Source organism: Anaerococcus ihuae, assembly GCF_928368155.1.
GTDB classification, from domain to species: Bacteria; Bacillota; Clostridia; order Tissierellales; family Peptoniphilaceae; genus Anaerococcus; species Anaerococcus ihuae.
On sequence record NZ_CAKMRU010000001.1, the window covers coordinates 1,047,648 to 1,059,822 of the forward strand.

Here is a 12,175-nt window from a genome sequence, read left to right on the forward strand (position 1 = left end):
CTCCTATTTAACTAAATCTTTTATATTAAATATTCTAGAAATATTTTTAGCTAGTTTATTTAATAAGGCCAACCTATTATTCTTAATTTCTTCATCTTCAACCATTATCATTGTGTTATCTAGATATTCGTTACCAATTTGTCTTGTTGATGCAATTTCATCGAGGGCTTTTTTATACAATTTTTGACTTAAATATTTTTCAAAATCTAGTCCTTCTATCGCATCATAATATTGTTTTTCTAGACCTTGGTCTAATTTTTCTACATCAACATCTACGCTTTCATAATCTTTTGTGAAGTTGTTGATTCTTGTGAAATAATTTAGGATTTCTTCACTATTTTCATTTTCAACAAATTCTCCCAAAACTTTTACCTTTTCTATTACAGAAAGTATATTTGTTTCTCCAGTATCTAAAACTGCATTTACTAAATCATACCTATATCCCTTATCAATAAGCATATTTTTAAGCCTGTCTATGAAAAATTCTGTAATTTTATCTAAAGTTTTGTCATAATCAAAGGAAATTTCATTTTTTTCTGTGTAAACAAAGAGAGAATCTTTAATCAAATCTTTTAAATCAACATTAATTTTATTATCCGCAAGAATATTTATAACACCAATTGCTGATCTTCTAAGTCCAAATGGATCTTGGCTTCCTGTTACATAATTTTCGATTATATATAAACCTGTTATTGTATCGATTTTATCTGCTATTGAAAGAACAATTCCTGCTACTGATTTTGGAAGAGAATCTTCTGAGCTTCTTGGCTTGTAAGCTTCCTCTATTGCATTTGCTACTTGGCTGTTTTCTCCAGAATTTGTAGCATAAATTCTTCCCATAGTACCTTGAAGTTCTGTAAATTCTATAACCATTTTTGTTACAAGATCTGCTTTTGAAAGGTAGGCTGCTCTTAATAAATTATCTGATACATCTTCACCAAGCTTAAATTCTTCAAGATAGTTTTTGGAAAGAGAAATAAGCCTTTCAGTTTTTTGATAAACTGAACCAAGTCCTTCAAAAAATGTAAGTCTTTTTAATTCTTCTACATATTCTTCTAATTTTTTATTATTATCTATATCATAGAAAAATTTAGCATCTTCAAGTCTTGCTGTAAGAACTTTTTTATTTCCATTTATTACATTTTCTTTTGCATAATCATCACCATTTCTTATCAATAAGAAATATGGCATGAGATTTTCATGATCATCTAAAATTGGAAAATATCTTTGGTGATCTTTCATTGGGGTTATTATTACTTCTTTTGGCAATTTTAAGTATTCATGATCAAGCTCACCCAACAAAACTGTAGGATATTCTACTATATTTATAACTTCTTCAAGTAAATCTTCATCTTTTAAGAATTTTCCGCCTATTTCTTTGGCATAGCGATTAAGACCTCTTAAAATTATTTCTCTTCTTTCTTTATATGATAAAATTACATAATTTTCTCTCAAAAGTTCTAGGTAATTTTCGATTTTATCAACAACAATCTCACTTTTCCCTAAAACTCTGTGACCCTTTGTTGTATTTGAAACTTTTATTCCTTCAGCTTCAAATTCTAAAATTTCATCATCTAAGAGGGATAAGAAATATCTGATTGGTCTTGCAAATCTAATTGATTTTCCTCCCCATCTCATGGATCTTGGGAAATTTAATGATTTTACAAGTTCATATACATTTTTTTGTAAAACTTCTTTTATTGAAGGACTTTCTTCTCTTTTTTCTACATAAATATATTCTTCGCCCTTAAAATCTTTGATTATTACATCAGATACTTCAGCTTTTTGTCCTCTCAAAAATCCTAAAAGTGCCTTTGAAGGATTTCCTTCTTGATCATAGGCGATTTTTTTTGAAGGTCCTTTTACACTAATAAGTTCATCTGATTTATTTTCACTTAGTCCATCAAGTAAAATCGCAAATCTTCTTGGAGTTGATTCTACTTTTATTTCTTCTAAGCTTAACTTGTTTTCTTCAATTAATTTTTTAAATTTTTCTTCAAGTTGGTTTTTTGTTGAATTAATGTAAGCTGAAGGAAATTCTTCAACTCCTATTTCTAATAAATATTTGCTCATTACTTATCCTTTCTTAAAAGTGGATATCCTAGTTCTTCTCTTTTTTCAATATATGATTTTGCTACCTTACTAGAAATATCTCTTACTCTTTTAATATAGTGACTTCTTTCTGATGCTGAAATTGCTCCCATTGCATCTAAAGTATTAAATGTGTGGGATGATTTTAAAACATTATCGTATGCTGGATATACAAGTCCCTTGTCAATTAATCTATTCGCTTCTTTTTCGTAAATTTCAAATAATTTTTCCAAAACTTCGCTATCAGCATCTTCGAATGAATATTTTGAATTTTCATATTCTGGCAATTTGAAAACATCTGAATATTTTAAATCTTTAGACCATTGTATGTCAAAAACATTATCTACATTTTGTAAATACATACAAACTCTTTCAAGGCCCATGGTTATTTCTCCACTTTCAAGCTCGCAGTTTATTCCTCCAACTTGTTGGAAATAAGTAAATTGGGTTATTTCCATTCCATCAAGCCAAACTTCCCAGCCAAGTCCCCAAGCTCCAAGAGTTGGTGATTGCCAGTTATCTTCTACAAATCTTATGTCGTGTTCTTTTGGATTAATTCCAATTACCTCAAGACTTTTTAAATATAAATCTTGGATATTTTCTGGAGTAGGTTTTAGTAAAACTTGTAGTTGGTGGTGTTGGTATAATCTGTTAGGATTTTCTCCATACCTACCATCAGCTGGTCTTCTTGATGGTTCTACATAAACAACTTTCCAAGGTTCTTTTCCCAAAGATCTCAAAAAAGTATGAGGATTCATTGTTCCTGCTCCTTTTTCTGAGTCGTAAGGAAGCATGATTGATGCACCTTGCTCTTCCCAATATTCTATTAATTTTAGCATTAAATCTTCAAAATACATTTTCTCTCCTATTATTTGACTAATTTTATTGCCCAATCAAGTGAGCTAAACTTTTTAATTTCTAAGCAATCTAGTACGTAGCTTGTTAGCAAATTTATCATTTTTTTCTTTTCAATTTTTAAATCAATCTTTGAAACCTGGTCTGTTGGAGTATATACTAATTTTAAAATATACAAATACTCTTCTCTTGTAAGATATACTATATCCTTTTTTATTTTCTTGCAAGATGAATCAATCATTCCCCCGTCTTTTATAGAAAAATAAGCATCTTCCGGATTAATTTTTGATCCACACAAGGAACATTCTTTTAAATTTGGTTTAAAACCTGAAAAAGATATGTACTTTAATAAAAAGCAAAGGAAAATATTAAAATAATTTTCGCTTGCTTTTTCAAAGCTATCAAAAGTCTTGTCCATTAAATTATAGACAAAATCTTTTTGGTCAAAATCAATTGTTCTCAACAATAAATCACAAATTGCCGATTTGTATACTATTATATCAAAATTTTTGTTTGATTTCGAATAAGATTTTAATAATGACGCATCTCTTATTCCAAAAAATTTTTCTCCAGACTTATAAAGATTGTATGATGCTTTGACAAATCTTTGGGTTGAAGAAAGATTAGGATTTTTTTTATTTAAAACTCCCTTTGCAATTATGGAAATTTTTCCCATATCTTTTGTAAAAACTTCTATGATTTTACTTGATTCTCTGTAAGAAAATTCTCTTAAAACGAAACCTTCTACATTTGAATTATCATTTGTAACCAAACCTGTTCACCAATTTTTGTTTTTTACGCCAGTCTTTTTCGACCTTAACCCACAATTTCAAATTTATTTTGCTATCCATAAAAACTTCGATTTCTTTTCTTGCTTCCATGCCGATTTTTTTGATTTTACTACCGTTTTTTCCTATTACAATTTCCTTGTGACTTGGTCTTTCCAAAATAAGACTTGCATATATGTCGTATAAATTTTTGTCATCTCTTTTTTTGAATTCATCTATTCTTACAAAAATTCCATGGGGAATTTCATTTGATAAATTTTTCAAGGCTTTTTCCCTGATAATTTCTGATACAATAAATCTTTCGTTTTTGTCAGTTATCATATCTGACGGATAGTAAAGTGGTCCTTCTGGCAAAATTTCCTTTACTGTTTTTATATATTTTTCAATATTTTCATCGTTTAAAGCTGAAATTGGAATTATGTAATCAAAAGTATTCAAGCCTATGTAGGTTTTTTTTATTTGATCAATTTCTCCTTCTTCTAAAAGGTCACATTTGTTTATAAGAAGAATTTTTGGAACCTTTACTTTTTCTAAAATTTCCAAAATCATCTTATCAAGTCTTCCAATTGTAAGAGAATTATCGACTATAAATGTCACCAAATCTGAATCTTTGAGGCTATCTTCTGAAACTTCCAAAAGATGTTCTTGAAGTTTATTTCTTGGTGTTTGGATACCTGGTGTGTCAAGAAAAATTATTTGTGAATTTTCGTCATTATATATTATTTTTATTTCATCTCTTGTAGTTTGGGGCTTATTTGAAATTATTGAAATTTTTTCTCCCAAAATTTTTTCCATCAATGTAGATTTTCCTACATTCGCCCTTCCTACTACCGATACAAATCCTGATTTCATTTCTCCTCCAAATCTTTTTTTGAAAAGATATATGGAAGAATATCATCAAGTCCATATATCTTGTAATTATTTATAGAATTTGCTATTACAATTTTTGAATCTGAATCCAAAAATTCTGCCATAAATTGCCTACAAACCCCACAAGGATAAGTCATTGTGCTATCTCCTGTAATTACTATCGTGTCAATTTCTCTATCTCCTGCACTTATTGCAGATGATAGGGCAGATCTTTCTGCACATAAAGTTACTGAATAAGCTGCATTTTCTATATTTACTCCCTTATAAATATTTCCTTTTTTTGTTAATACAACACTTGATACCCTAAAATTTGAATAGGGTGAATAGGAATTTTTTTTATTTTCTATGGCAAGTTTTATTAAATCTTTTAAATCTTTTTTCATGAAAAAACTCCAAATATTAAAAACGCTACCGCTGTTCCCAAAATTGCTCCCCTGATAATTTCTGGAAGGGAGTGGATATTTGCTTCAAAACGACTTTCTGCAACTATAGATGCAAGTCCATAAAATACAAAAATCAAAAATCCTTCATCAATTCTCATAGATCCAATTGTTGCAAGGCAAAAGGCTATTGATGTATGTCCTGAAACAAATCCTCCGTGAAAAGCTGTTCCGTGTCCCTTATAAAAAATCCCCTTTAAAAATATGGTCAAAATAATTACGATTGAAACTGTAATTAGGGCAAGGTGGGACGGTCTTCTAGAAATTCTTAAAACAACTGATGAGGAAAAATTTGCTACTTTATCAAAAAACACCAAATAGGCTATAAAAATTGTATTTAAGGCTGATACAAAAGTTGCAGCTGCTGACAAGTCCTTGCTGGCTTTGGCTTCTTTTGATTTTTTGCCGCCGCCGCCAAGATTGACCGCTTGTTCCAAGGAAGTATTTAAAAGTTCACAAGAAATTACAAAGGCAATTGAGAAAACCAAAAACATCATCTCAACTCTTGAAACATTTAAAAACAAAGAAACCAAAAGGACAAGAACAGAAGTTAGGATATGAAATTTCATATTTTTTTCATTGTTTATTGCAAAAACCAAGCCTTCAAAAGCATAGTCAAAGCCCTTTACAAATTTTTCTCCAGGAGTTTTTACACTAGGAACATATTTTTGGGCTTGGTCTTCCCTTTCCTTTTCTTCTTTTATTTCTTTTTTTACTTGGTCTTTTATTTCTTCAATTAGTTGTTTTTCATCTTTCATTTGAATACTCCAAGATTTTTCATAACTTCTTTTTCCTTAGCTCTCATAATTTTTTTATCATTTTCATCAATATGGTCATAACCCAAAAGATGTAAAATTGAATGGCAAGTCAAATACATTATTTCTCTTTCAAAAGAATGTCCCAAATCTTTTGCTTGCCTTCTTGCAACATCAAGGCAAATTACAACATCGCCAAGCATAAGATAGGGTTTTTTAAGTAAAGTTTTCCTATCTTCATTGAAAAAATCTTCAATTGGAAAAGATAAAACATCGGTCACCCTATCAATTGACCTAAAATCCCTATTTAATTGTCTTATTTTTTCCTCATCAACAAAAGAAAGAGAAATTTCACATTTTTTCTCTTCAATATCTTCAAGCTTTAAAACTTCTTTAATAACTTTTTCGAGATCTTTTTCAATGTTTAAATCTTTCTTTGTTTGATTATTTATTATAAGATTCATTTTTTTCTTTTTCCTTATCGGCCTTGTCGTAGGCTTCAATTATTCTTTGAACTAAAGGATGTCTTACTACATCAATTGCAGTAAATTCCATAAATTCTATCCCTCTTACATTTCTAAGAATTCTTGATGCAGATTTTAATCCAGAATTTTTTCCGCGAGGAAGGTCAATTTGAGTTATATCTCCAGTTATAATTGCCTTTGAACCATAGCCAAGTCTTGTCAAAAACATCTTCATTTGCTCGAAGGTTGTATTTTGAGCTTCATCCAAAATTACAAAAGAATTGTCCAAGGTTCTTCCTCTCATGTAAGCAAGAGGAGCAACTTCAATCACGCCTTTTTCAACCAAATTTTGATAGGTTTCAAAACCAAAAATTTCAAAAAGTGCATCATAAAGTGGTCTTAAATATGGATCGACCTTATCTTGCAAATCTCCTGGCAAAAATCCTAGGCTTTCTCCTGCTTCAACGGCAGGTCTTGTAAGAATAATCCTATTTACTTCGTTATTTTTGAAAGCTCTTATTGCCATGGCAACTGCCAAATATGTTTTTCCCGTTCCTGCAGGTCCAATTCCAAAAACCACATCATTATTTTCAATCATACTAACATAAGATTTTTGACCCAAAGTTTTTGGTTTTATAGGCTTCCCATTTGCAGTTGTAACAATCACTTGATCAAGTGTAGATTTTACTATTTCCTTATTTTCTCGAACGAGTAGGTCAGAAAAATATTTTAATTTTTGAAAATCAATATTTCCATCTTTTTTTATAACTTCGATGATTTCATTTATAAGTTTTTTTGTAAGATGTAAATTTACTTCATCTCCCACCAAACTTATATTTCCATTTTCAGTTTTTATTTTTACATCAAATCTATTTTCTATATATTTTCTATTTTTATCAAAATTACCGAATAAACCCATAATTAATTCGGTATTATCTATTTCTAAAATTTCCTTAATTTTAATCACTCCTTTGAGATTATTATACCATCTTAATGGCAAAAGAAAAAAGATGAGAAACTCATCTTTTAGCTTTCGGCTTTCCTATTATTTCTGAATAAATTATAGCCTTTTTTAATTCATTTTTATTTAATTTTATTTTTTCATCATCTGAAAAATTATTTTCAATTTTTTGGGAAATTTTTTTTGAATTTTTATTTAATTTTTCTTTTTTTATCTTATCGTAATATGCCCTTTTTTTATTTTCTCTTTCAATTTCTTGATAAGTTTTTTCATAAGATTTTTTATGGATTTTTTTTGGATCTTGTGCAAGAGATGACATTGCCTTTCCAAAAGCCATTTTGTTTTTTGGTTTTTTTAGATTATTATTTTCTTTTTTCTCTATATTTTTTAACCAAGTATCAAAATCAGGAGTTTCTTTTCCTTCTGCTTTATTATTTTCTTTGTCTAGTTTGTAAATAAATTTATAAAACTTGGTTTTAAAATTATCTTTTGCCATTAAAATTCATCTCTACTATCAGATTCTGATATTTTATTTCTCATTTGAGTGTCGGCGTTGATATTTTTCATATTATAATAATCTAAAACTCCAAGATTTCCACTTTCAAGTGCTTTGGCAATAGCTAGTGGTACCTTTGATTGGGCTTCAACAACTTTCGCCCTGTTTTCTTGTTCAAGAGCAATTGCTTGGGCACGTCTTTCTTCGGCTTTTGCTTGGGCAATATTTTTATCAGCTTCTGCTTGATCTCTTTGTAATTCTGCCCCAACATTTCGTCCTACATCAACATCTGCAATATCAATTGATAAAATTTCAAAGGCAGTTCCTGAATCAAGTCCTTTTTCCAAAACGGTTTGGGAAATATTATCTGGATTTTCTAAAACTTCTGCGTGAGTGTGAGATGAACCAACTGTTGTTACAATTCCTTCTCCAACTCTTGCTATAATTGTTTCTTCTCCTGCCCCTCCTACAAGTCTTTCTATATTTGCTCTTACAGTAACTTTTGCAATAACTTTAACTTCAATTCCGTTTTTTGCTACGGCTGCAATAGTTGGTGTATTTATTACTTTTGGATTTACAGAAACTTGAACAGCTTCAAAAACATTTCTTCCTGCAAGATTCATTGCGGCTGCTTGTTGGAAAGTCAAATCTATATTTGCCCTTTCAGCAGCAATCAAAGCATCTACAACTTGGTTTACATCTCCACCAGAAAGCAAATGACTTTCTAAATCAGAACTTGTAATTTGTATACCTGCTTGATGTGATTTAATCAATGCATAAATTATTCTACTTGGATTAATTCTTCTAAATCTCATCGCAACAAGAGATCCCATTGAAACTGGAACTCCTGATGATCTTGCTGTAATCCAAAGTCCAATCGGTACAAGTGATAAAAAAACTATTACAAAAATTACTATTAAAGCTGGAATTATTATTGGCATTTTCTATCCTCCTTAACATAAATATGTCCATCTTTTATTTCAACTACTTCTATTTCTACATCTTTTTTGATGAAATCTCCATAAGTTTTACCATCATAGATTTTCCCATCAATAATTATCCTACCTGTCGGTCTCAAAATACTGATTGTTTTTCCTTTTTTTCCACAAAGATAAGTGTAATCTTTTTTTGAATTATATCCCCTTTCCTTAGTTTGAGTATTTGTCAAAATTGACTTATTAAATAAATCTGCAGAAAATCCTAATTTTATAAAAACTGTAACACTTATAAAAACTGATGCTGCAGTGACTAATAAAACTATTATTCCAAATAAAGAATTATTTAAAGAATCCATTAGAGAATAAATGGTTAAAATCACTCCCAAGCTTCCCAAAATACCAAAACTAGGTGTAAATAGCTCTATAACAAGTAATAAAATACCAGAAATAAAAGCTATTATGGTTATGAGATCAGCCTCGCCCCTATCAAGGCCCGTTTTATAAAAATAAATAAAAAGACCAAGAGCTACAAGACCAAATAATATTTTTTTGTCTGTAAAAAATATAGCCACAATACAAATAAATGCAAGACTAAAAGATAGGGCTAATAAAATATCACTTAGCATAAAACTCCTTTCTTGATTAAATTATATATTTACATTAATTTTATACCCAAAAATAAATAAAAAAAGAGAGAAAAAATTTCTCTCTCAGAGCGTAGACAAAGTTAGTTTAATAATTCATTAATAGTTTCTACGCTATAACCCATCTCGACTAAGTGAGTGAAACGAACGCATGGAGAGATCTCATGAGATTTCTCCGCTCGTTGCACTCGGTCGAAATGGTCAAATTTTTAGTTTGTCAACAGTCTGAAAGAGAAAAAATTTCTCTCTAAAAATTTTACTTTATTTTTACTTTCAATTTATTTTTTCAAAATTATCTTCCAACAACTCTTCAAGCGAATTATAATTTTGTGTTGAGATTTTAATATAATCAACACCCTCTTGACCTATATCGTGGCCTTCAGTATTATATTTTAAAATTTTATTTTTAGAATCAATTGAATAATCCATATCAAAACCAAACCACCAATAAAGCCAATCAGCTTCAACATACAATCTATTATTATAAATTATTCCTGCATATTTGCTTTTAAGAAAATAGATATCTTCTTCTTTCATATAATCTTTATACCCAAATGAGAAGACCCCGTATTCTGGAAAATATTGATAAGAATAATTTGGCATATTTTCTGGAACATCAATATTTCCAGGGAACAAGCCAAAATAATATGATCCATCAGAATTTTCTTTTATATATTTTCCATTATTTTCTTCCAATATTTCATAAAATTTATTTCTAATATCTAAATCTTGAGGATCTGTAAAATAAGGGGAATCTTTCAGATAAATTTCATTTAATTTATCAACATCAATAAAATGGACATCCCCCATATCCAAAATTGAAATTTCTCCTTGATCTTTTCCATCTTGAATTATTTTATATGAATTTTCTGTTGCCATATTTTTATCACCATCATTACTAGGAGAATTTTTTTGATTGTCTTTGGAGGAAGAAGGAGTATCTTCATTTTCAACTTGTTTTAAATTTCCTTCATTATTTTTATTATCATCACTTTTATTCTCTCTTATTATTTTTTTATCCTTGGTCTTTTTTTCTTCTTTTTTATCTTCAAATTCTTTCTTAGCAAGTTCAGTTAATTTTTTTGCATCAACAAGTTTTGAATTCTCTCCATTAAATTCATCTATTACTTCAATATTTCCAGACTTAACTATTAATTCTTTTGCAATTTCACCATTCATTTTATCAGGATAGGCACTATATAGATTTGCTGCAAGTCCTGCTACAAAAGGAGCTGATGCTGAAGTTCCATACCACAAAACAAATTCTCCATATTGATTATATCCTGGAATACTAATACCTGGAGCAACTATATCAACATTATCAGTGTTTGAAAAATTAGCAAAGTCTAATTTTTTATTATGTTTAAAATATGGTGCAGCTGCCCCTACAACAATCACTCTATTTTTTAAATTTTCATCTAATTCCTTTAATCGACTTGTCCTTTTTATTCTAACATTTGAATATTTTTCTATCGTTCTAATCTCTTCTCCTTCATTTCCTGCACCTTTTACAATCAAGAAATCTTTATCATCTTTTTCCAATCCTTTAAGACCTAAATTCAACCTATCTTTTGTATTTTCAAAATAATTTTTGATATAATCAGCATATTCTTCTACATTTTGCGAATTTACATTTTCATTATATTTAGTAATTTTTTTTAATTTTTCATTATTAAAATCTTTTTTTATGTCTTTATTACTAGCATTAAGATAATATAAAGAATCTGGTATTAAGGCCCAGCTGATATTAAAAATTTTAATTTTATTATTAGATTGATCTATCCTATAAGATATCAAATAAGAAAGTAAAGAAGGATCAAATAAGGTCGGATAAATTTTTACATTTTTTCCAACTCCAGAAAAACCTATATCATTGTGCTTTGCTGCAAGAGTTGAAGAAACTAAATAGGTATGAAGTTTTTCATCATTACTAGCTTCTTTGTATCCTTTTTTAACACTTTCTTTAGCCGACTCATCCTTTAAGTCCTTTGGATTTAAATTTTCATAATTCAAATCCTCTCTTAATATTTTATTTAAGTTTAGAAAATTACTTATTTTTCCATTTTCAAATACTCCAACTTGAGCCTCTTCTTTATAATCTAGATTTTTCCACATATAAGCTAAATTAGTAACTTTATAGGACCAATAAGGATCATCATATAATATTTCAGTTTTGGAATTTTTATCTATCTTTATGCCTTCTTCTATATCATAATTTTCCCATAAGTTATTTACATCGTATTCTTTTATTTTTTCATTTTTTTCAATTTTAAATTTATCATTTGGATATGAATAATCATTATTTTTAAGAGGAACTAGCCTATGAACTTCAGATATTAAAACTCCCTTTTCTTTTTTGATTTTTTCAGAAATTTTTTCAAGTTCTTTACTTGATTTATTTGGAATATTTATTTGGTAACCACCCCAAATGTCACATTTTCCTACGATTTTCGCAGCGTACTTATCAAATATTTTTTCATCAAACTTATTTAAATCTACATCAACTAAAATTTCCCCATCAACATATTCCCCAAACTCATCTTCTTTAATATTTTCTTTTCCAGGAATTGTAAAAAAATTTTTCTTGTCGGAAAATTCCAATTTTTGACTTTTTTCTGGATAATTTTCTTTCATTGAAATCTTTTTTTCAACATACTTTGCTTTTACTTTTTTATTTGAACTTTCATTTGACACTACTTCGGTATTATTTGCATTTTTGTCATTATTGGTTACTATTTTATTTGACTTATAAAAATCTTTTACAAAATATACTAATATAAAACTAAATAAAGCAACTATAAGTCCTATTAATATCTTTTTCAAATTTTTCATGCCTTTTTCTCCTTGTATTTTCTTTTATTATAACAACAAAT

The 12,175-nt window shown here is 28.8% G+C and carries 12 protein-coding genes; all 12 read right to left on the reverse strand.

Going from position 1 to position 12,175, the window contains the following annotated elements; genetic code table 11:
- Positions 1-3: 3 nt before the first annotated feature.
- The 12 genes from glyS to L6653_RS05140 all read right to left on the reverse strand — a co-directional run bounded on the left by glyS (position 4) and on the right by L6653_RS05140 (position 12,134).
- Positions 4-2,073 carry a glycine--tRNA ligase subunit beta gene (glyS, locus tag L6653_RS05085; RefSeq protein ID WP_236785789.1) on the reverse strand — a complete coding sequence of 690 codons (2,070 nt, stop codon included), beginning with the start codon at positions 2,071-2,073 and terminating at the stop codon, positions 4-6.
- Positions 2,073-2,948: a glycine--tRNA ligase subunit alpha gene (gene glyQ, locus L6653_RS05090; protein ID WP_236785790.1), complete on the reverse strand. Its 876-nt coding sequence runs from the start codon at positions 2,946-2,948 to the stop codon at positions 2,073-2,075. The genes glyS and glyQ overlap by 1 nt, the downstream gene beginning before the upstream one ends.
- Before the next feature lie 11 nt (positions 2,949-2,959).
- The gene (recO, locus tag L6653_RS05095) at positions 2,960-3,718 is read right to left on the reverse strand and encodes a DNA repair protein RecO (protein ID WP_236785791.1); all 759 of its coding nucleotides are present in this window, start codon (positions 3,716-3,718) and stop codon (positions 2,960-2,962) included.
- On the reverse strand, positions 3,705-4,586 hold the full coding sequence (gene era, locus L6653_RS05100) for a GTPase Era (protein WP_236785792.1): 882 nt from the start codon (positions 4,584-4,586) through the stop codon (positions 3,705-3,707). The genes recO and era overlap by 14 nt, the downstream gene beginning before the upstream one ends.
- Positions 4,583-4,987 (reverse strand): cytidine deaminase, encoded by a 405-nt coding sequence (cdd, locus tag L6653_RS05105; RefSeq protein ID WP_236785793.1) that lies wholly within the window; start codon positions 4,985-4,987, stop codon positions 4,583-4,585. Before cdd ends, era begins: the two co-directional genes overlap by 4 nt.
- Positions 4,984-5,802, reverse strand: a complete 819-nt coding sequence (locus L6653_RS05110; protein ID WP_236785794.1) for a diacylglycerol kinase — start codon at positions 5,800-5,802, stop codon at positions 4,984-4,986. The genes cdd and L6653_RS05110 overlap by 4 nt, the downstream gene beginning before the upstream one ends.
- Entirely contained in the window at positions 5,799-6,263 is a 465-nt protein-coding gene (gene ybeY / locus L6653_RS05115) for an rRNA maturation RNase YbeY (protein ID WP_236785795.1), read from the reverse strand. The genes L6653_RS05110 and ybeY overlap by 4 nt, the downstream gene beginning before the upstream one ends.
- Entirely contained in the window at positions 6,244-7,182 is a 939-nt protein-coding gene (locus L6653_RS05120; protein ID WP_236785796.1) for a PhoH family protein, read from the reverse strand. Before L6653_RS05120 ends, ybeY begins: the two co-directional genes overlap by 20 nt.
- A 100-nt stretch (positions 7,183-7,282) precedes the next feature.
- Positions 7,283-7,720 (reverse strand): hypothetical protein, encoded by a 438-nt coding sequence (locus tag L6653_RS05125; RefSeq protein WP_236785797.1) that lies wholly within the window; start codon positions 7,718-7,720, stop codon positions 7,283-7,285.
- The gene (gene floA / locus L6653_RS05130) at positions 7,720-8,661 is read right to left on the reverse strand and encodes a flotillin-like protein FloA (protein WP_236785798.1); all 942 of its coding nucleotides are present in this window, start codon (positions 8,659-8,661) and stop codon (positions 7,720-7,722) included. Before floA ends, L6653_RS05125 begins: the two co-directional genes overlap by 1 nt.
- Positions 8,652-9,284, reverse strand: coding sequence for an NfeD family protein (locus L6653_RS05135; RefSeq protein WP_236785799.1), 633 nt, complete (start codon positions 9,282-9,284; stop codon positions 8,652-8,654). Before L6653_RS05135 ends, floA begins: the two co-directional genes overlap by 10 nt.
- A gap of 291 nt (positions 9,285-9,575) precedes the next feature.
- Entirely contained in the window at positions 9,576-12,134 is a 2,559-nt protein-coding gene (locus L6653_RS05140; RefSeq protein ID WP_236785800.1) for a S8 family serine peptidase, read from the reverse strand.
- Between the last annotated feature and the right edge of the window lie 41 nt (positions 12,135-12,175).

Excerpts from the sequence above, each read along its gene's own strand:
- floA (WP_236785798.1), bottom strand. The coding sequence starts at position 8,661 with ATGCCAATAATAATTCCAGCTTTAATAGTAATTTTTGTAATAGTTTTT.
- ybeY (WP_236785795.1), bottom strand. The coding sequence starts at position 6,263 with ATGAATCTTATAATAAATAATCAAACAAAGAAAGATTTAAACATTGAA.
- glyQ (WP_236785790.1), bottom strand. The coding sequence starts at position 2,948 with ATGTATTTTGAAGATTTAATGCTAAAATTAATAGAATATTGGGAAGAG.
- glyS (WP_236785789.1), bottom strand. The coding sequence starts at position 2,073 with ATGAGCAAATATTTATTAGAAATAGGAGTTGAAGAATTTCCTTCAGCT.
- L6653_RS05135 (WP_236785799.1), bottom strand. The coding sequence starts at position 9,284 with ATGCTAAGTGATATTTTATTAGCCCTATCTTTTAGTCTTGCATTTATT.
- cdd (WP_236785793.1), bottom strand. The coding sequence starts at position 4,987 with ATGAAAAAAGATTTAAAAGATTTAATAAAACTTGCCATAGAAAATAAA.
- L6653_RS05140 (WP_236785800.1), bottom strand. The coding sequence starts at position 12,134 with ATGAAAAATTTGAAAAAGATATTAATAGGACTTATAGTTGCTTTATTT.
- L6653_RS05110 (WP_236785794.1), bottom strand. The coding sequence starts at position 5,802 with ATGAAAGATGAAAAACAACTAATTGAAGAAATAAAAGACCAAGTAAAA.
- era (WP_236785792.1), bottom strand. The coding sequence starts at position 4,586 with ATGAAATCAGGATTTGTATCGGTAGTAGGAAGGGCGAATGTAGGAAAA.
- L6653_RS05120 (WP_236785796.1), bottom strand. The coding sequence starts at position 7,182 with ATGGGTTTATTCGGTAATTTTGATAAAAATAGAAAATATATAGAAAAT.
- L6653_RS05125 (WP_236785797.1), bottom strand. The coding sequence starts at position 7,720 with ATGGCAAAAGATAATTTTAAAACCAAGTTTTATAAATTTATTTACAAA.